This is a genomic window from Sphingobium sp. R-21, assembly GCF_049913335.1.
GTDB lineage: Bacteria > Pseudomonadota > Alphaproteobacteria > Sphingomonadales > Sphingomonadaceae > Sphingobium.
This window is the reverse complement of the sequence record NZ_CP184374.1, coordinates 2,305,976-2,325,516: the sequence shown is the minus strand read 5'-3', so window position 1 is coordinate 2,325,516 and position 19,541 is coordinate 2,305,976. Positions and strand designations below refer to the sequence as shown.

Here is a 19,541-nt window from a genome sequence, read left to right as displayed (position 1 = left end):
CGGAAATCCACATCCCTCACAAGCGAATACCGCACTCGACCGCGCTCTCCCGCCGCGCCACCGGCAGGAGATGCGGCCACTTCAGCGTCCCCCGGTTGGGGCGGGAGAGCGCGGCCGGGACACGGCCTCAATCGGGAGGGAAGGCACGTTGAGCGTTTGCGTGGCCTCGGTCGCGGCGCGCACGCTGTCTTGATCGAGCGGGATTACCTTCAGGTCGAGATCGACGTGCCGCTGGATCTGATCGGTGAGGTGAGGATTGCCGCGTCCTTGCGGATCGATGAAGAGGTTTTGGCCGCCAGCGTCCACGACGCTCAGCATCTCGCGCCGATCCTTGGCCAGCTCCATGAAGGCTACCCACTCGTCGCCGCCATTGTCCCGCACGAAAGCCGGGGCGAGTCCGCGCATCGCGGCGGGCAGCTCGACGTCACCATGATCGAAAAAGCTGTCAACTGGCGCGGTGGGCCGGCTTGACTCCTTCTTCGAGGGGTCGAAATAGCGGTAGTAGACGGGCTGGCGAAGCCCGCGCAGGGGCCCTTGACCGAAGTCCGCGCGGAGCTTGGCCAAGGTGGTCGTCAGCGTCGAGCGCAACACCGCGTCACGATCCCGTCCCTGCAGGAAGTCGAACTTCGCGGGCGTGGCGGCATCCTTGCCCTCTATCACCCGCAGAAGGAGGCTCGTGCGGTACTTTATGTGCTTGTAGTCGTCGATCCGGTGCCACCAGTCGCCGATGACGGAGCCCACCAATGCTTGTTGCGCGATCGGCAGCCAGGCCTCGAACGCCACCAGACCGGGATCGTCGTAACGGCCATCCCCGTCGGCATCCGTGAAGAGACCGTTCCAGCCGGCCATCAGCTCCACCAGTTCGGTGAGGCGCGCGTCGCCCTGCGCCGCCGCCCTCAGATAGGGGATGAAGTAGGCGGGTTTCGTTGCTCCGGTCCGCGTGGAGGCAAAGGTAGAGGCGATCTCGCGATTGAGCGCCAGCATATCGGCCTGGGTGATGCGTCCACCCTTCTGCGCCAGCAAGTCGAGGTCCACCTGCTGGCGGTCGGTCTTGCCGTAACGGGCGTTCTCGCCCGCTGTCCAGGTCCTCATGGGGAGTGGATTCCAGCTGTAGATGACCCCGCTTTTGGGGTTCACCACATGCGGCATCTGCTGGAGCTTGGCATATCCTGTCCACTCGAACTCACCGGTTCCCGGAGTGGGTAGCCGAGGATCGACGCCAGGCGCGCGCAGCGGGTAGAGCCCTGCCGACCAGAAGGCGATCTGCCCCTTCTCGTCGCCGTAGCAGACCCCGAAGGTCGAGGTTAGCGTAGAGACCGCCGCCTCGAATTGCTTCATGTCGTGCGCCCGGCCCATGTCGATCATTGCCGCCCAGGTGCTCAGTCGGCGGGACGCGTCGCCTGCGATCTTGCGGCTGAAGGCGCGCCCGTTTTTCAGATCCCAGTCGGTCACGACACCGTGGACGGTGTAGGCGATCTCCAGCTTGGTGGCGTTGCCGCCCTTCACCCGGATCGTTTCGACCCGCCGCTGCATGTCGTGCCAGCGGTTCTGGAACCAATATTGATATTTGTTGGCCGGGTTGAGCTTTTCGACGAAAGTATCGGCGTTGTCGATCTCGGCATTCGTCAGCAGCCATCCATGGTCGTGCGCGCTGCCCATAACCACAGACCTCCGCCTCGATAATCGCGATCTCGAGGTCCGGCTGCTGCTTCAGCAGATGATAGGCGGTCCACAGGCCCGAGAAGCCATTGCCGAGGATCGCGACATCGACGGTGAGGTCGCCGTCCAGCGGCGGCCGGGGCGTCAGATCGTCGACGCAGGTCTCCAGCCAGAAGCTCAGCTTGTCCGAGCCGGACTTGTCGCCCGATTGGGTCACGCGGCGGCGCCTTCCTCGAAAATCAGGTACACCTTGCGGCTGTCCTCCAGTATCTCCCACTCGCCCAGGCTGTTCGCCGGGAAGTAGACGGCTTCACCGGTGCCGATTTCCAACGTGGCGCCGCCGTCGGCGGGCGTGAACCTGGCGCGTCCCTCCAGGAAGACGCAGAACTCGGCTTGGCGGATCTGCCGCTGCCAGCGGCCCTGGGTGCACTCCCAGACGCCGGTGCGGCTGGTCGGCGCGCTGGCCGGCGACTCCGAACGCACGCGGACCTGCGAGACCGGCTCGCCGATCGGTGCCGGGACGGGTGCGAAAGCCGGCAGCTGCGTGATGAAGTCGTTGATAGAAAAGTGGATGATCGACATGTTGTCTCCGCATAGGCGTGGTGAGCGACAAGCGCGCCGATCAGCAGGGTCGCCAGTCCCGCTCGACGGTGCATGATTCTGTCCGACGACATGCTCAAGAGACCCTTCTCTGATCGGGCAGGTGGACCAGAGCTGCTATCCTCCATGCAGCGATCGGCCGGAGTATAGGGGCTATCCGCGAACCCGGTGTGTTGCAAAATTTCATTGATTTAGCATTATTCTTGCTGGTCAGGCACTGTCAATCCTCACGCTTGCATTATGAAGGGCCAAGGACAGCGCGGCTCCCGGAGGCTTGGAGACCCAGCATGTGTCGACACTAAATGCGGCCACCATAATTTATTGACGGATCAATGAAAATGACTAGACTGCCAGGGAAGTCGGGGCACGGCTGCGTCGCCGACGGGGTGGAGAGGAAGAGAATCGATGATTGGGCAGGAGATGAAGGAGTTCGACTCGGAAAAGGTCGGATTCTTCGCTGAGCGTTCGTTCATCATCGAGTGGGGACAGTGCGATCCCGCCGGGATCGTATACTATCCACGGTATTTCGACATGTTCAACGAGTCGACGATCCATCTCTTCGCCGCGGCGGGTTATCCGAAGCATGAAATGCTCGAGCGTTTCGACATGATCGGCTATCCGATGATCGCGACCAACGCTTCTTTCCATTTGCCCGCAACATTCGGTGACACCGTCACGATCAGGAGCTTCGTGGCGGGGTGGGGCAGATCGAGCTTCGAGATCCGTCATGATCTGCTGCACGGTAGCGTGCTGGCCGTTGCGGGCTACGAGAAGCGGGTCTGGGCGGCGCGCGATCCGGAGACGCAGCGCATCCGTGGTGTCCCCGCACCCAGGGAGGTGGTTGAGCGCATGATGCGAGCCCGCTGAGTTCCACACGCGGAGTACTGTTCGAACGCAATTTCAATTCAGCTTGAGATTGTTGATTACTCAATATACATGCTTCTGATACGTACAGAATGGGCGCGTACCTGATCACCGGGGCGCCGGGGGCGACATTGCAATGAGGGGACCGGGCGGAACCCTTCCGACGCACCCGATCGGCGCACGAGCAACGGTAGCCACGCCATTCGCCCCGCACATTACGGGTTAACCTAAACCCACTGGCCGATCGAACGGCATCAAAGGAAGGATCAGCATGACAAACACAGACTATCCGCTCCGCACCGGCGGCGATCGCGGCTACCTCCGCATCGCGACCGAGGAAGCATTCTGTCCGCCCGAGCTGATGGACCGCTTCATGAAGATCATGGAGGATCGGTCGATCGACGATCCGGGCTTTTACAGCCTCTGGGGTTTCTATGGTGGCCCCAGCGAGCGAGCGCGACTGCTCCGGGAGCGTATCCAGGATCTGGGCGACCGCCGCATCGCCGACATGGATGCTACCGGCATCGATATGCAGATCCTCGGCATCACATGTCCCGGCGTCCAGATCTTCGAGCCGGCCGAGGGTGCGGCCATGGCGATCGATGCCAATGACCAGTTGGGGGAGGCTGTAGCCGCGCATCCGGACCGTTACGTCGGCTTGGCTGCCATCGCGCCGCAAGCCGTCCACGAGTCCGTGCGGGAGGTCGAGCGCGCCGTCACGAAGCACGGGTTCAAGGGTGTGATCGTGAATTCGCACGTTCAGGGCCGCTATCTGGACGAGGCGGACTTCTGGCCGATCCTCGAAGTGATCGAGGCGATGGACGTGCCGCTGTACATCCATCCCAACACGCCTTCGAAGCAGCTCATCCAGCCTTTTCTGGACCGGGCGCTCGAAGCGGCGATCTTCGGCTTCGGCGTCGAAACCGGACTGCACCTGACGCGACTGATCACTGCCGGCGTGTTCGATCGGTTCCCCCGGCTGCGGGTCGTGGCGGGGCATCTTGGCGAGGCTCTGCCTTTCTGGATCCGCCGCATGGACTTCTGGCACACGGCCTCGGTACCGGCCGGCCGCAAGGGCACGATCAAGCTGGACCGCTCCCCGCTCCAGGTACTCAAGGAGAATTTCTGGTTGACGACCAGTGGCATGCCGTGGACCGACACGATCCTCTACTGCCAGAAGGTCATGGGTACGGATCGCGTCATGTACGCGATGGACTACCCATATCAGTATGTGGCGGACGAGGTGCGCGTCCAGGACAATTTGCCGATCGGTTTTGAGGAAAAGCGCCAGTTTTTCCAAACAAACGCGGAGACCGTGTTCAACATAAAGCCCCGCTGACCGTCAGCGGCTGCCTGCATCGTAGCCATATCATCAACGATGTTCGGACCGGCCGGCGCCGATCCTCTCCCAGCCGAGTTTGGGTAGGGGGTCAGCGCAAAGACGCCGCGGGCACATTGGTGACTTCTCCATTATAGCCGGTCCATTATAGCCGGGGTGGGCCGTGCAATCGAAAGGTCGTTCTGGTGAATTAAGGAGGTTTGGTGGCCAACCCGAAAGACTACCCGCCGCTGGCGGCGCTGCGAGCCTTCGAAGCCGTTGGTCGGCTGCATGGCATCCGCCGCGCCGCGAAAGAACTGACGGTGGACCATGCTGTCGTCAGCCGCCACATACGATCGCTGGATGCGTGGGTCGGCGCACAACTCTTGACGAGAAATGCGAAGGGCTATTCGCTGACCGAGCTGGGCAGCACATATCACGAGCAGATTTCCTCTGCCCTGGGGGCCATCGCCAGCGCGACGAGCATGTTGATGAGCAGGGGCGGCGACCTTAAACTCAGCATCGAGTGCATTCCGGGCTTCGCGTCCCTGTGGCTGAGCGATCACCTGGGCGATTTCATCAGCAAGAATAGCGACATAGACGTCGACTTCCGCCCCTCCGACCATAGCCCCGATTTCCGGGGAAATCTGGTCGATACGGACATCCGCTGTTTGCGCGAATGGGAAGAAGCGGCACTGCCCAAGTCCGTACGGCGCTTCGAATTCGTTCGTCCCACGGTTTTCCCCGTGGCAAGCCCCGCGTGCGCCGCAAACTTGAAGCCGATCGACAGTGCCGAGGATTTCCTTTCCCTGCCGCTCCTGCATGAGGAAAGCGACTTGGAATGGCGGCACTGGCTGCTGAGTCATGACGTCAGAGTGCCGGATCGGATCGGGGGGTCGCGCCTCTGGCACGCTCACCTTACGCTGGCGGCAGCACGCCAGGGCCATGGCGTGGCATTGGCGAACCGCTGGCTGCTGCGCGACGATATTGAAGCGGGACGGCTGGTGGAAATCATCCCCGCCAATGGCAGCTTTCGTCCGATCCGTTTCGGCGCATACACGATCCTTGCGCGAGAAGATCGCTGGAATTCTCCCAGCGTGCTTCGCTTCCGCAGGTGGCTTCAGGAGGAAGTCGCATCCAGCGACACCGCATCCGGCAACTGAGGCTCGAAGGAAGCGGCAAGGGCCGCCTGTCGGCGCGCTTTGCAACGATCCGCGCGTCGAACAAATCACCCCCGCCTAACCCGGCCACAGCTTATCTGCAAACCGTTCGGAAAGGCGGCGGCCCTGATCGGATTGCACCACCAGCGAAACAAAGATGTCCAACTTGCTCACTTGACCGAATTTTGACTCACCCATAGCTTCCCGACCCGATCTCACGAGATAACTACATAAATTCTGAGAGTGCGATCAATTTTCTGCACCCGAAGGGAGCCATTTTCAGTCCATGTAAAATTATATGAAGAAGATGGACTGAAGACAAGGGAGCGGAGATCTTGAAAAGTCGCGTACTTGTCACAAAATTGGGGGGTAATATGTCTCTGAAATTGAAGAGCATACTAAGGTCTGCTGCATCAATTGTAACCATATTCGTGCTCTTGCCTACTGTTGCACAAGCAGAGGAAAATCCCGCCCCGCAGTCGAAAGCCTCTGAAGGCGGTATGGACGCCGGCGAGATTGTCGTGACGGCGCAGCATCGTGAGCAGCGTCTCCAGGATGTCGGCATCTCGATCACCGCCCTGGGGAGCGAGCAGCTGGCCCGGCTTGGCGTGACGAGCAGCATCGACATTGGCCGCATTACGCCGGGCGTCCACGTTTCGGGCAATTTCGGTGGCCAGACCGCACAATATACCATCCGCGGCGTCACCCAGAACGACTTCAGCGACGTGCTCGAAGGCCCGGTCGCGGTCTACTTCGACGATGGCTATATCGGCAGCCTCAGCGGCCAGATCTTCGGCACCTTCGACCTTGAGCGCGTGGAAATTCTGAAGGGGCCGCAGGGAACCCTGTTCGGACGCAATGCCACCGGCGGCCTGGTCCACTTCATTCCGCGCAAGCCGACCGACCAGCTTTCGATCAACGCGAACGCGACCTATGGCCGGTTCAACCAGACACGCCTTGAAGCGGGTATCGGCGGCCCGCTGGGCAATGGCTTCTCCGGCCGCGCCACGATCCTGTACAATCGCCAGGATCCGATCTTCAAGAACATCTATCCGGTTGGAAACAGCGCGCCCGGTCCTGTGCCTGCCCGCTGCTGCGAGAACACCTGGAACGACAACACCCTCGGCGGGCGGTTGCAGCTCCAGTACGAAACGGGTGACTGGAAGATCCGCGTGCAGGGTTCGGCCCTGCGCAGCATCGCGTCGACCAGCCCGTACAAGTCCTTCCCCGCGGCGCCGGTGTTCAACAGCGACGGCCAGTTGATCGATACGATCAGGCTTCCCGAAACGGACCCGGTTCTGGGCGCCACTCAGCAGCCGCGCGACAACAACTACATCTCCCAGGCGATGGCGCTTGACGACCGCAACCGGATGCAGACCTACAACGCGGCCCTGCACATCGACGGGTCGATCGGTGCGGTCGATGTGGCCCTGATCACCGACTGGAAGCAGTTGAAGAAGTCGTTCCTGACTGACACCGCACTGGTGCCGGTAAACTTCCTGGGCGTCGCCAGCGATGCAAACACCCAGCAGTTTTCACAGGAACTCCGGTTGTCAGGGAAAAGTGACAGCCTGAACTGGAGTGCAGGCGCCTATTATCTGAACCTCAATGCCAAGGACGCCAGCGGTTTCCTTGTTCCCGAGGGTTCGATCCTGGTCAATCCCCTTGGCTTGCCTCCGGGCGGCGGGGACCTGATCAACTTCAACCAGCTCAAGACGCAGTCCTTCTCGCTGTTCTCCCAGGTCGAATGGAAATTCGCTCCGCAGCTGACTTTGGTTGCCGGCGGACGAATCATCTTTGAACATCAAAGCTATTCCTACCGTTCGGCCCTGATCCAGAATGATCGCGACTATTATATCGACAGCGTCGAACTGGCTCCGCTGCCGGCCTATCAGAAGGCCGATGGCACGCTGATCTTCGATCCCTATCGCAACAAGCGGAGCAACAACCTGTGGGCCGGCAAGCTCCAGCTCGAATATCGGCCGAACTCCGACACCCTTGTCTATGTCGGCGTCAATCGCGGCGTGAAGGGCGGGGCCTACAACGCCAAGTACCAGGACGGCAGCCTCCCGCTTCTCGAATCCCAGATGGCCTACGGACCCGAAACGCTGTGGTCCTACGAAGCGGGCGTGAAGGCGACCTTGCTGGATGGCGCAGTCGTCGCCAATCTCGCGGCCTTCTATTATGACTACAAGAACTACCAGGCGTTCCTGTTCGTAAACTCGTCGGGTCTGGTCACGAACAGCCCGGCGACCAACTACGGCATCGAAGGCAGTCTCCAGATCAAGCCAACGGACCGGCTTCTGGTCAACCTTGGCGCGTCCGTCTTCAGGCCCAAGGTGAAGGATGTCGTCACCGCACCTGCCACGGCTACCGCGCCGGCCATTGTCAAGGACACCGAGCCTGCCTTCGCGCCCCGCGAGCAGTTCTCGGCGATCGTGAGCTGGACGCCGCCCATTGCGAACGATGCGATTTCGCTGTCGGCAAATGCCAACTACACCGGGCGGTTCTTCAACAACCTGCGCAACTTCACCGGGGAAGTCACGAAGGGCTATATCCTGACCGCCGCCAATGTGGAGTGGAAGCTCACGCCCCAGTTCACCGCGGCTGCTTCGCTCGACAACATCTTCGACAAGCGGGTCAACGTGATCGGGTTCGATCTGGCGACCTTCTGCGGCTGCATGCATGAATCGTACAACCGTCCGCGCACCTGGAGAATTTCGCTGCGCTACGAACTATGAATAAGACGCGCCTTGAGAGAGGGTTCGATCTGATTGAATTAGACCGCTGTTCTTGATTCCTTGCATTCCGGGATTCCTTGCGCAGCGATCGGTTCCAATCGTTCGGAAACTGCTCTAAAATAGAGAACGGGTACACCAAAGCTTGATGAGGAATACTCGTCGAGCTTTGGTCATTCCTGTTCAGGAATTCATCGATCACAGGGTCTGATCGTTCATCAGATCGACATCCTGTGCACGAACTACTTAAAACTTCGGGGCGACGGCATCAATGTGAATGGGGTGCCGCACTTCGACGACCATGGTCGAGGAGACTGAGCTTGCGTACGGTGACATCCTTTTGCAGAACTTGCACTGCTGGCTGCGGCACAAAACTGACTATTGACGATCAGGACCGGATCGTCAGCATTCGCGGCGACGAAGATAACGCGATGAGCCGCGGCTATGCCTGCTTCAAGGGAATTCACAGTCACGAAGCGCAATATAGCCCCGAACGCCTGCTGCATCCCCTGAAGCGCCAGCCGGACGGCACCTTCGCGCGCATCTCGATCGAGCAGGCGCTCGATGAGATTGCCGAGAAGATGAAGGTGATCATCGACCGTGACGGTCCCGAGGCGCTGGGCCTGTTCATCGGCAACGGGGCGAACTTCAACTCCGCCGCCTTCTCGATCCACTTGCCGTTCATGCAGGCGCTGGGATCGCGGCACTTTTTCACCACCAATACGCTCGACCAGTCCGCCAAGATGATTACCTATGAGCGCATGGGTTTCTGGGCAGCCGGCCCGCAGCGCTTCGATACCGCCGATGTGATGATGGTCTTCGGCAGCAACCCGCTGATCTCGCACGCATCGCTCAACTTCCTGATGTCAGACCCGGTCCGCACGATGAAGGCGGCGCGGGCGCGGGGCATGAAGCTCATCGTCATCGATCCCCGGCTGACCGAAACCGCGCGCTATGCCGACATCCACCTCCAGCCGATCCCGGGGCACGACGCGACGATCGCCGCAGGCATGATCCGCATGATCCTCGCCGAAGGCTGGGAGGACAAGGAGTTCTGCGAGCGCTATGTCGGCCCCGAGGGCATGGCCGCGCTGCGCGAGGCGGTCGAGCCGTTCAACGAGGAGATGGTGACGCACCGCGCAGGGTTGCCCGAGGGCCAGCTGCGCGCCGCCACCGAGATGTTCGCGCGCGATTCGAAGCGCGGGCCGGTTTCCACGGGCACGGGCAACAATTTCGGGCCGAACTCGAACGTGGCCCAGCATCTGGCAGACGCCATGAACGTCGTGTGCGGACGCTTCCTGCGCGAAGGGGACACCACGCTCGTCGAGATGCTCAGCCCCGAGGCGCCGATCTATCCCGAGGTGATCCCGCCCTCGCGCACCTGGGAGCATGTCCCGCCGAGCCGCATCCGCGGCGTGGGAACGCTGCTCAACCGCGAGGAAATGAGCGGAACGCTTCCCGACGAGATCCTTACTCCAGGCAAGGGGCAGATCCGCGGCCTGCTGATCCAGGGTGGCAACCCCGTCGTTGCCATTCCGGGCCAGAAGAAAGTCGTTGAGGCGATGAAATCGCTGGAACTCTCGGTGATGATCGACCCGTTCATGCACCAGACCTCGCAATATTGCGATTACATATTGCCGCCGAAAATGCCCTACGAGCGCGCGGACCTGCCGCTGACCATTCCCACCATCGTCTTCACCAACATCAACTGGATCCAGTATACGCCGGCCGCCGTGCCGCCGCCCGCGGGGTCCGAGCTGGTCGAGGACTGGCAGGTCTATACCGGCATCGCCAAGCGGCTCGGGCTGGAGATCGAATACAATCACACGACCAAGATCGACCTCGACACGGTGACCACCGACGACCTGCTTGCCATTCGCGCCGCCGACGGCCGGGTGAAGCTCGACGAGATGAAGCAATATCCGAGCGGCAATTCCTTCCCGTTCGCCTCCGAACGGGTGGCGGCGCCTCGCCCGGAAGGCACGGCCAAATTCGACGTGATGCCCGCCGACGTGAGGGGCGAGCTCGAAGAGGCGCTGGCCTATGCCATCACGCCCGACAATATTGTCAGCAAGGGCAGGAAGTTCACCCACCTCGTCAGCTCCCGCCGGATGCGCCACATGTTCAACAGCGTCGGCACGATCGGCATGCCGAGCGTCCGGGCGAGGGCGAAGTTCAATCCAGCCTATATCCATCCGGCCGACATGGCTGAGCTGGGCCTGGAGAATGGCGATCACATCGAACTGGAATCCGATGTCGGCAAGATCACCGCGATCGCCGAGGCGGACGAGACGATGCGTCCGGGCGTGATCTCGATCCCGCACGGCTTTGGTCCGGCCACCGGTGAGATGGACGAGGATGGCGGGGTCTCCATCGGCGCCCTCATCGTCGCCGATGAATTCTATCAGCGCGTCAACGCCATCCCACGGATGACCGCCATCCCCGTGAATGTCCGGCGCCTGAGCAGCAGGATTGTCGGGCACCAAACCGCAGAAGTCGAGTGAGCAACGTCTGAGAATTGGTAATGATCAGACGCAAAAATGCAGTTGGGGATCTGTCCGTTGACCAGGAACGCCATGCCGTGAAAATTGCGCCCTCCGATAGTTCGGCGCAGGCGGCATCCGGTCGCCTGACAGATCCCAGTGGCCGTAGCTTCGAATATCTGCGGCTATCGCTGACGGATGTCTGCAATTTCCGCTGCACCTATTGCTTGCCCAATGGCTATCGCAAGGCGGCGGGACGGACGCCCGATCTGTCGCCTGACGAGATCGTGCGGGCGGTGACGGCCTTCGCCCGGCTCGGTCTGTGGAAGGTTCGGCTGACGGGTGGGGAACCCACATTGCGCGCCGAATTCACCGAAATTGCCCGGCGCGTAGCGGCGGTGCCGGGCATTCGCCGCGTGGCGATGACCACCAACGGCTATCGCCTGGCCGATCATGCTGCGGAATGGCGAGCAGCTGGCGTAAGCGCAATCAACGTCAGCATCGATTCGCTCGATCCTGCTCGCTTCGCGGCGATCACCGGCCATGACCGGCTCGACGAGGTGCTGCGCGGCGTGGAAGCGGCCCGAGCCGCGGGGTTCGATCCGATCAAGCTGAACGCGGTGCTGATGCGGGGCGTCAACGATGACGAGTTGGAGGCGATCATCGCCTTCGTGCGTGACCATGACCTGTCGCTGCGTTTCATCGAAGTGATGCGCACGAATGACAATGCGCCTTTCTTCCAGGCCCATCATCTACCCGGTCAAACCGTGATAGACGCCCTGTCGCGGGCAGGATGGACACGCGTGGCGCGCGCGCCGGGAGCAGGCCCGGCCGTGGAATTCGCCCATTCCGACGCCAGGGGGCGGATCGGCATCATCGCCCCCTATGCGCAGGATTTCTGCGCTACCTGCAATCGACTCCGCCTGTCGGCCGAGGGCAAGCTACATTTGTGCCTGTTCGGCGATGGCGGACTCGACCTGCGCCCGCTCCTCCAGGACGATGCACAGATAGACGAACTGGTCGAGCGGATCGTCGCACTCACTGCGCGCAAGGCACCGTCGCACCGCCTGCACGACGGCAATAGCGGCGCCACGCCGCATCTCGCCTCGATCGGCGGCTGACCTGTCAGCCATGGCGGAACTGCACGCACCAGGCTTCGCCATGACCGTCCGGGCCAGCGATGGCGGATGGCTCGGGACAAGGTCGGGCTGATGGGCGCAGCACCGATTGGCTTCGACGAGGCAGTGGCGCGCCTGCCGGGCGTCGAAGCCCTGCTGGGCACCGAAACCGTGGCGTTGGCCAATGCGCCCGGCCGTGTGCTGGCGGAGCCGCTATACGCACGGCAGGATTCACCCAGCCAGCTGACCGCGGCGATGGACGGCTATGCGGTGTGCGACGCGACCACCGCCCCGGATCAATTGCTGTGGGTGACGGGAGAATCTCGTGCCGGGCTCGGCTTTCCCGGCATTGTGAGCGCCGGTGAGGCAGTGCGCATCTTCACCGGCGCGCCGATGCCCGCCGGGACGGACCGCTGCATCGTGCAGGAGCACGCGATCCGCGAGGGCGGCAACGTCAGGTTCACGGCTGGCTACGGCCCGGCATGGAATGTTCGTGCCATAGCCAGCGACTTTGTCGCCGGCACGCTGCTGCTCGATCGCGGCACCCGTCTCTCCCCTCAGGCCATGATTGCGGCGGCCGCATCAGATGTCGCCAGCGTGACGGTGGCGGTTCGGCCACGCGTGGCGATCGTCGGTACCGGCGACGAACTCGCTTCGCCCGGCACCGCGGCTGACCGGCCCGGCGCGATTCCCGAGAGCGTCAGTTTCGGAGTCACGGCAATGGTGGCGGAAGCCGGCGGCCTGGTGGTCAGGCGGGCAACGGGTCGCGATGAGCTGGCCGCTCAGGCCGATTGCGGATCCGCCTGGGCCAAGGACCGCACGTTGCGTGGTGACGCGCCATAGCGCTTGCGGAAATTGCGGTCGAAGGTGCTCAGTTCGTTGAAGCCCCAGCGGAATGCAACCTCGGTAATGGTTCGTTTCGAATGGGTCGGCGCCGTGAGTTCGGCATAGCAGCGATCGAGTCTCCGGTCGCGGATCCAGCTCCAGAATGTTTCCCCCGAAGCCTGAAAAACGCGATGCAGCGTGCGGACGGAGACGCCAGCCCTTGCCGCGACCGTTGCGGGGCTGAGCTCCGGATCGTCGAGCGCGGCGGTTGCGATCGACTTGAGGTCGTTCAGCAGGCCCATTCGCGCCGCATCGGCAAGGGATCCGGTCGCCAGGGTTCCAAGCTGGACGATCGCCTCGGCCAGGCCGACCTGGAGAGCGGCGCAGTCGGCTGCGGAAAGATCCGCGCGAGAGTTGAAGATCGCGTCGATGAAGGAGGCGACACAGGCCCCGATTCCGACCTTGCTCGTGAAGACGCGATCCAGGGAGATGTTCCGCCCATAGGCCAGGCTTTGGACCAGAGCCCAGGGAAGTTGCACGCCTATGGTTTTGCTGCCGCACGATGATGTGTGATATTCCAGCAGCTTGCGGGAGCGCAGGAAGACCAGATCGCCGGGGCCGACTTCATGGCAATGATCGTCGCTCACGATCGTGAGATTGCCCTCCACAATATATTGAAGGGAATGACCCAACTGCATCGGGCTCTTGCGCATGGAGTAGCGATGAAGCGGCGAATTGCATTTATGGACGGAGCAGCTCAGCCTGCCCAGATCGAACGCCATGGAGAATGCGTCGAGAGTATCCCGTTCCTGTATCTCGGCAATGACCTCGCGTTCCGATTCAATGGAACTGTAATAAGAACTGAGCACTTCGGAATAGCGGGCGGCGCGCCCACTTTCCGGCAGTTTTTTTGTGGTGAAGTCGAGCATGCTGTGCCCCCCACATATATGAAGTGCAGGAGCGTGCCATAGTCTACACCATGTTTCAATCCCGTGACGGAGTGGCGGCGACATTGGCACGGAAAGTCGAAAGCGCTGTCTCGGAACGCTGTGATCTTCAGCGCCGCATGAAGCTAGATATGGTCTTGCAAGGGACCGATGAAATATATGCCTCAGGGGTCGGGCCCGTCCGTTTTCGGGAGAAATGACGATGCGCATCGGATCTAAGGCCAGACGTCGCTGGTCTGCCAGGCTCAGGGGGGCGGCCCTGGCGTCATCATTGGCGATCTGCCTGATGCCGCTGGCGCCGGCGATCGCGCGCGGGCCTGTCGCGGCCGATCTGGTGCTGAAAAATGCCCGCGTCTACACGGTGGACGGGGCGCACCGCATCGTGGAAGCCCTGGCCGTAAAGGACGGCAAGCTGGTATTTGTCGGCAGCAACGCCGCCATAGGCGCCTTTATCGGCAGCAAGACAGTCGTCGAGGATGCAGGTGGTAAGCTTGTCCTGCCGGGCCTTGTTGATGCGCATATCCATCCTCGGGGCATTGTGGACTTTGGCGGCTGCAACCTCGAGGCCAAGGCGCATACGCTTGCGGAAATCGCGACGCTGGTTCGCCAATGCCTCGTGGACGCGAAGCTCGAGCCGGGGAAATGGCTTGCCGTTTCGCAATGGGAATATGCGGCCGGCAATCAGACCGATGCCAAATTCGCCACGCTCCGGGCTGCGCTGGACGATGCCGCACCCGATAATCCGGTCGTCATGACCGGTTGGGACGGCCATCATGGCGCCTATAACAGCCGCGCACTGGCCCTGGCCAAGAATGCGAAGGGGGAGACCGTCGGCTATTCCAAGAAGACGCTGCAGACGGATTTCGCTCATTACAAGCCCGTGGTCGGCGTCGACATTCACGGCGAACCCAGCGGTGACATCCAGGACGAGGGCAAGACCCCCATCGATTCGTCGGAGACATCGCGCGAGGAGTTTGCGAAGCTGCTCGCCGAACCCCAGCGACTCGCCCAGGCGCTCAACAGCCGGGGCATTACGGCGGTATGGGACGCCGCCGCGTCGGCGTCGACCGGCATATTCGGACCGGGCAGCATCTTCGACGTCTATGACAAGCTGCAGAAGAACGGGCAGCAAAGCTTCCGCGTCAATATGGCACAATATTGGGCGCCCGAAGACTTCCGGGACGCCGACGGCCGCGTGAACTGGGATGCCCTCTTTACCCAGGCGGATGCCATCAAGCGGAAATATGCCGGCAATCCGCTCGCTTCGGCGGATTCCGTGAAAATCTTTGCGGACGGCGACATGGAGGCCAATCCCAACAACGTTCCGCCCACCTTCGGCGCGGCCTTCCGCCCCGTGCCCTATTTGCAGCCGATTTTCGAAAAGGATGCCCAGGGCAATCTGTCCGTCAAGGACTATGTCGACATTTCATCGCCTGAATGCGTCTATGCGCGGGCTGTTCCGGCTGACCTGTCCTCGCCGACCGCCATTGCCGATTTTACCAAGCGCTACGGCTTCCATCCCGGACAATGTGCGATTTCCTACGGCATTCCGCAGCACGCGCCGTGGATCTTTGCCGATTATGTGATGAAGGCGCACCTGAAGGGCTACACGATACACATCCATACGATCAGTGACGCCGCAGTGCATATGGCGCTGGAGGCCATAGAGGCGGCGCGCAAGGCCGATGGCGTCTATACTCGTCCGGACACGCTGGCTCACCTCCAGTGCGCCACCCCGGCCGATATCAAGCGCATTGGCGAAGATCGATTGAATCTCGTCTATACCTTCAGCTGGATGTATGCCGAACCCACCGGATACGACCTCAGCACCGTTCCCTTCTTCGAAAAGGTGCACGGCAACAGCTATGAGGCGCTTCATAAGCCGAACGGCTTTTTCGAACAGTGCAATTATCCCACCAAGACGTCCAAGGATGCAGGCGCGGTTATTGTCGCGGGATCGGATGCGCCAGTCCTGACGCAGGATCCGCAGCCGTTCGTGAACATGGAGATGGGGGTGACCCGGTCGCGCCGCGGCGGGCAGCCGATCAGCCCCTGGCAGCGTCTCAGTGTCGAAGATGTGATCGACGCCTACACGATCAATGGCGCCCGGGCCTTGAATCGCGGTGCGGAGATCGGATCGCTGGAAGTCGGGAAGTCGGCTGACTTCATCATCGTGGATCAGAACATTCTGGAACTTGCCCATTCGGGCCATCCCGAAAAGATCGGCGATACCAAGGTGCTGGCGACATGGTTCATGGGCAAGAAGGTCTATTCGCCGTCGTCCGAATAGAAACGGACCATAAGCAGAAAACGAAATTTATGCCGGTGGGTTCGCCGGCGCGCAGGAGCTTGTCTCAATGATGTCGTTCAAGACTGGTAATGCCGATCGCTTCGTGGCGGATCGAGATCGTGTGGCCCGTATCGATCAGCGTGAAGTTGACCGTTTCAGGCAACGCACCGGCGCGTCCAACGCGCTTCGCGAACGCGCTCTGGCGGTGATGCCGGCAGCCGTCCCCAACTCATGGATGGCGGGCTATTATTCCCATCCCCAGCTTTTTGCCGATCGCGGCGAGGGGGCAAGCTTCTTCGATCCGGACGGCAATTCCTATGTCGACATGAACGTTTCGGACCTCTCGATGACGATCGGCTTCGGCGTGCCGGAGGTCGAGGAAGCACTGGCCCGGCAATATCGCAGGGGCGCCCACTTCCTGCTGCCGACGGAGGATGCCATCGTCTCTGCGGAACTGCTGGCGGCGCAGACCGGCATGCCGGCATGGCAGTTCACCGTCTCGGCTTCCGGATCGAACACCGACATCATGCGGATCGCGCGTCACATGACGGGCCGTCGCAAGCTGGTCGTGTTCGAAGGCAAATATCATGGCCATCTCGAAGAGACGCTGGTCGTTTCCCAAGACGGGCACAATGTCCCCGAATATCAGGGAATGTCGGGAAAGCGCGCGGAGGACACGATCATCCTGCCGTTCAACGATCTGGAAGCGGTTTCGCGCGTGCTGAAACAGGGCGACGTCGCACTGGTGCTGACAGAGCCGACGATGACCAATTGCTCGCTGGTGATGCCGGAACCGGGCTTTCTTGAAGGATTGCGCGAGATTACGCGCGAGACAGGCACGATGCTGTGCATTGACGAGGCCCACACCTATTCCTTCGCTTATGGCGGCCTGACCCGAAAGTGGCAGTTGAAGAGCGATTTCATGACGCTGGGGAAGGGGTTCGGCTCCGGGGTTGCCTTCGCGGCCTACGGCATGACCCGCGAAGTATCGGATCATGTGGAGCGGCACCTCGACATCCTCCACCGCCGGTCCGGGATCGGCCTGGGCGGCACGCTCTATGGCAATGCCCTGTCGATGGCGGTTGCCCGGGCGATGCTGGAGCATGTGCTCACGGAAGCCGCCTACGACCGCATCTCTACCTTGGGCGCGCGCATGGCGGATGGGATCGACGCCATCTGCCGTGACCTTGACCTGCCGTGCCGGGCGTTTCGCCTCGGGCCGCGGTCGGGCATGTGCCTGACGACCGAGTTGCCGCGCAATTATCAGGAGGCACGCGCCTCGATGGATCTCGACATGCTCGACGCCCGGCGGGTGTTCATGGCCAACAGGGGCTATTGGGATTGCATCGTCAGTGCGGGGCCGCAGGCTTCGTTCGCCCACACGGCTGAGGAGATTGACGGTTATGTCGCGCTGGTGGCCGAATTTACCGAGGAACTCGTGCGCGGCTGAAGGAAGATCGATCGGGTTCTTGCTGAGGAAGCACCCCGGTCGAGTAGTTCAAATCCGATAAAGAAAGAGAGATGGAGATGCCTGTCGACGATCGCCCCGATTTGGTCATGAAGGCTCCCTTTGCGGCGCGCTATGACAATTTCATCGATGGCCAGTGGCTTGCGCCGAAATCGGGCCGCTATTTCGACAATGTTTCGCCGATCACCGGCGGCGTTGTCGGGCAGATCGCGCGCTCGCAGGCAGAGGATGTTGAAGCCGCGCTGGACGCGGCGCATCGCGCCAAGGACGCATGGGGACGGACGCCGGTGGCCGAGCGCGCCCTGATCCTCAATCGCATCGCGGACCGGATGGAAGCCAATCTGGACAAGCTCGCGCTGGCCGAAACCTGGGACAATGGCAAGCCGATCCGCGAATCCACTGCCGCGGACGTGCCGCTGGCGATCGATCACTTCCGCTATTTCGCCAGCGTGATCCGCGCGCAGGAAGGATCGATCGGAGAGATCGATCACGATACTGTCGCCTATCATTTCCATGAGCCGCTGGGCGTGGTCGGGCAGATCATTCCGTGGAACTTCCCGCTGCTGATGGCGGCCTGGAAAATGGCGCCGGCGCTGGCGGCGGGCAATTGCGTGGTGCTGAAGCCTGCCGAACAGACGCCGGCCTCCATCATGGTGTGGATCGACATCGTCGGCGATCTGCTGCCGCCCGGCGTGCTCAATATCGTCAACGGCTTCGGCCTGGAGGCGGGCAAGCCGCTTGCCTCCTCCAGCCGGATCGCAAAGATCGCCTTTACCGGCGAGACGACGACCGGCCGTCTCATCATGCAATATGCCAGCGAGAACCTGATTCCGGTCACGCTGGAACTCGGTGGCAAGTCGCCCAACATCTTCTTCGACGATGTCGCACGCGAGGATGATGATTTCCTCGACAAGGCGATCGAGGGTTTCGTCATGTTCGCGTTGAACCAGGGCGAGGTCTGCACCTGCCCCAGCCGCGCCCTGGTCGCCGAGTCCATCTACGACCGTTTCATGGAGCGGGCGCTGGCACGCGTCGCTGCGATCCGGCAGGGCAATCCCCTCGACCCGGCAACCATGATCGGCGCGCAGGCCTCTTCCGAGCAGTGCGAGAAGATCCTCTCCTATATCGATATCGGCCGGCAGGAGGGCGCCGAACTGCTTGCGGGCGGCAAGGCGGCTGCGCATGGCGGGGCGCTCGCGGGCGGCTATTATGTCGAGCCGACGGTGTTTCGCGGACACAACAAGATGCGGATCTTCCAGGAGGAGATCTTCGGGCCGGTCCTGTCGGTGGCGACGTTCAAGGACGATGAAGAAGCGCTCCAGATCGCGAACGATACGCTATATGGCCTTGGCGCCGGCATCTGGAGCCGGGACGTGAACAGATGCTATCGCTTCGGACGCAATATCACGGCGGGGCGGGTGTGGACGAACTGCTACCATGCCTATCCGGCGCATGCAGCGTTCGGCGGCTACAAGCAGTCCGGCATCGGCCGCGAAAACCACAAGATGATGCTCGATCACTATCAGCAGACGAAGAACATGCTGGTGAGCTACAGTCCGAAGAAGCTCGGCTTCTTCTGATGCGGCGCGGGGGATGCTCCATAGGCCGGCGCCGCGGCGGTCAGGGGGCTCTGCGATGAGCGGCGGCGCGGATACCGATGCGTCGGGGGCAGTCCCGCGCGTCGTCGCGTCGCCGGCCGCGCTTGCCTTCATCGCCGAATTGAAGGCGGAATATGGCGCGCTCCTGTTCCACCAGTCGGGGGGATGTTGCGACGGCTCCTCGCCGATGTGTTATCCGGCGGACGGGTTTCGTATCGGCGGGAGTGACATCCTGCTCGGCATGGTGGATGATGTCCCGGTCTATATCGGGGAGGCGCAGGCAGCCGCCTGGGCGCATACCCAGCTTATCCTTGACGTGGTGCCGGGGCGCGGAGGGATGTTCAGTCTGGATAATGGCCGCGAAAAACGGTTCCTCACGCGGGGACGGGTTTTTACGCCGGCGGAAATGGCGGCTCTGGCCGCACAACTGGTCGCGGCGGAGGCCGACAGCCGGGACGAAACCCGATGAGCAC

14 protein-coding genes and 1 pseudogene are annotated in these 19,541 nt (G+C 61.9%); 11 read left to right on the top strand and 4 right to left on the bottom strand.

Features of this window, described 5'->3' with window-relative positions; genetic code table 11:
* Window positions 1-81 precede the first annotated feature (81 nt).
* From ACN9MX_RS11150 to ACN9MX_RS11140, 3 genes and pseudogenes are all read right to left on the bottom strand, one after another.
* Window positions 82-1,659: a penicillin acylase family protein gene (locus ACN9MX_RS11150; protein ID WP_426387011.1), complete on the bottom strand. Its 1,578-nt coding sequence runs from the start codon at window positions 1,657-1,659 to the stop codon at window positions 82-84.
* A gap of 40 nt (window positions 1,660-1,699) precedes the next feature.
* Window positions 1,700-1,876: pseudogene (locus ACN9MX_RS11145) on the bottom strand (hypothetical protein); the annotation flags it as partial.
* Window positions 1,873-2,241, bottom strand: coding sequence for a cupin domain-containing protein (locus ACN9MX_RS11140; RefSeq protein WP_363827042.1), 369 nt, complete (start codon window positions 2,239-2,241; stop codon window positions 1,873-1,875). The gene ACN9MX_RS11140 and the pseudogene ACN9MX_RS11145, both read right to left, overlap by 4 nt.
* Window positions 2,242-2,664: 423 nt before the next feature.
* On the opposite strand from ACN9MX_RS11140, the gene ACN9MX_RS11135 reads away from it, so the two are divergent.
* The 7 genes from ACN9MX_RS11135 to ACN9MX_RS11105 all read left to right on the top strand — a co-directional run bounded on the left by ACN9MX_RS11135 (window position 2,665) and on the right by ACN9MX_RS11105 (window position 12,783).
* The gene (locus ACN9MX_RS11135; protein ID WP_426387008.1) at window positions 2,665-3,126 is read left to right on the top strand and encodes an acyl-CoA thioesterase; all 462 of its coding nucleotides are present in this window, start codon (window positions 2,665-2,667) and stop codon (window positions 3,124-3,126) included.
* 268 nt (window positions 3,127-3,394) lie between these two features.
* Window positions 3,395-4,462 (top strand): amidohydrolase family protein, encoded by a 1,068-nt coding sequence (locus ACN9MX_RS11130; protein ID WP_363739571.1) that lies wholly within the window; start codon window positions 3,395-3,397, stop codon window positions 4,460-4,462.
* A gap of 203 nt (window positions 4,463-4,665) precedes the next feature.
* Window positions 4,666-5,604, top strand: coding sequence for a LysR substrate-binding domain-containing protein (locus tag ACN9MX_RS11125; protein ID WP_426387006.1), 939 nt, complete (start codon window positions 4,666-4,668; stop codon window positions 5,602-5,604).
* 371 nt (window positions 5,605-5,975) lie between these two features.
* Complete coding sequence (locus ACN9MX_RS11120; protein WP_426387005.1) at window positions 5,976-8,342, top strand: TonB-dependent receptor; 2,367 nt, start codon at window positions 5,976-5,978, stop codon at window positions 8,340-8,342.
* A 230-nt stretch (window positions 8,343-8,572) separates the two neighbouring features.
* A complete protein-coding gene (locus ACN9MX_RS11115; protein WP_426387003.1) occupies window positions 8,573-10,843 on the top strand; it encodes a molybdopterin-containing oxidoreductase family protein in 2,271 nt (756 codons plus the stop codon).
* 77 nt (window positions 10,844-10,920) lie between these two features.
* Entirely contained in the window at window positions 10,921-11,943 is a 1,023-nt protein-coding gene (moaA, locus tag ACN9MX_RS11110) for a GTP 3',8-cyclase MoaA (RefSeq protein WP_426387002.1), read from the top strand.
* Window positions 11,944-12,009: 66 nt separating this feature from the next.
* Entirely contained in the window at window positions 12,010-12,783 is a 774-nt protein-coding gene (locus ACN9MX_RS11105; RefSeq protein ID WP_426387001.1) for a hypothetical protein, read from the top strand.
* On the opposite strand, the gene ACN9MX_RS11100 is transcribed toward ACN9MX_RS11105, so the two are convergent.
* Window positions 12,723-13,694: a helix-turn-helix transcriptional regulator gene (locus ACN9MX_RS11100; RefSeq protein ID WP_363737465.1), complete on the bottom strand. Its 972-nt coding sequence runs from the start codon at window positions 13,692-13,694 to the stop codon at window positions 12,723-12,725. The genes ACN9MX_RS11105 and ACN9MX_RS11100 overlap by 61 nt on opposite strands.
* 220 nt (window positions 13,695-13,914) lie before the next feature.
* Between ACN9MX_RS11100 and ACN9MX_RS11095 the strand changes: the two genes are divergently transcribed.
* From ACN9MX_RS11095 to ACN9MX_RS11080, 4 genes are all read left to right on the top strand, one after another.
* Window positions 13,915-16,002, top strand: a complete 2,088-nt coding sequence (locus ACN9MX_RS11095; protein ID WP_363737466.1) for an amidohydrolase — start codon at window positions 13,915-13,917, stop codon at window positions 16,000-16,002.
* Window positions 16,003-16,069: 67 nt separating this feature from the next.
* Window positions 16,070-17,452, top strand: a complete 1,383-nt coding sequence (locus tag ACN9MX_RS11090; RefSeq protein WP_363827737.1) for an aminotransferase class III-fold pyridoxal phosphate-dependent enzyme — start codon at window positions 16,070-16,072, stop codon at window positions 17,450-17,452.
* 77 nt (window positions 17,453-17,529) lie between these two features.
* Window positions 17,530-19,050 carry an aldehyde dehydrogenase gene (gene adh, locus ACN9MX_RS11085; protein ID WP_426387508.1) on the top strand — a complete coding sequence of 507 codons (1,521 nt, stop codon included), beginning with the start codon at window positions 17,530-17,532 and terminating at the stop codon, window positions 19,048-19,050.
* Window positions 19,051-19,105: 55 nt separating this feature from the next.
* The gene (locus ACN9MX_RS11080) at window positions 19,106-19,537 is read left to right on the top strand and encodes a DUF779 domain-containing protein (RefSeq protein ID WP_426387000.1); all 432 of its coding nucleotides are present in this window, start codon (window positions 19,106-19,108) and stop codon (window positions 19,535-19,537) included.
* Window positions 19,538-19,541: the final 4 nt, after the last annotated feature.

Excerpts from the sequence above, each read along its gene's own strand:
- ACN9MX_RS11140 (WP_363827042.1), bottom strand. The coding sequence starts at position 2,241 with ATGTCGATCATCCACTTTTCTATCAACGACTTCATCACGCAGCTGCCG.
- ACN9MX_RS11100 (WP_363737465.1), bottom strand. The coding sequence starts at position 13,694 with ATGCTCGACTTCACCACAAAAAAACTGCCGGAAAGTGGGCGCGCCGCC.
- ACN9MX_RS11135 (WP_426387008.1), top strand. The coding sequence starts at position 2,665 with ATGATTGGGCAGGAGATGAAGGAGTTCGACTCGGAAAAGGTCGGATTC.
- ACN9MX_RS11105 (WP_426387001.1), top strand. The coding sequence starts at position 12,010 with ATGGCTCGGGACAAGGTCGGGCTGATGGGCGCAGCACCGATTGGCTTC.
- ACN9MX_RS11095 (WP_363737466.1), top strand. The coding sequence starts at position 13,915 with ATGCGCATCGGATCTAAGGCCAGACGTCGCTGGTCTGCCAGGCTCAGG.
- ACN9MX_RS11150 (WP_426387011.1), bottom strand. The coding sequence starts at position 1,659 with ATGGGCAGCGCGCACGACCATGGATGGCTGCTGACGAATGCCGAGATC.
- ACN9MX_RS11130 (WP_363739571.1), top strand. The coding sequence starts at position 3,395 with ATGACAAACACAGACTATCCGCTCCGCACCGGCGGCGATCGCGGCTAC.
- ACN9MX_RS11080 (WP_426387000.1), top strand. The coding sequence starts at position 19,106 with ATGAGCGGCGGCGCGGATACCGATGCGTCGGGGGCAGTCCCGCGCGTC.
- adh (WP_426387508.1), top strand. The coding sequence starts at position 17,530 with ATGCCTGTCGACGATCGCCCCGATTTGGTCATGAAGGCTCCCTTTGCG.
- ACN9MX_RS11120 (WP_426387005.1), top strand. The coding sequence starts at position 5,976 with ATGTCTCTGAAATTGAAGAGCATACTAAGGTCTGCTGCATCAATTGTA.
- ACN9MX_RS11090 (WP_363827737.1), top strand. The coding sequence starts at position 16,070 with ATGATGTCGTTCAAGACTGGTAATGCCGATCGCTTCGTGGCGGATCGA.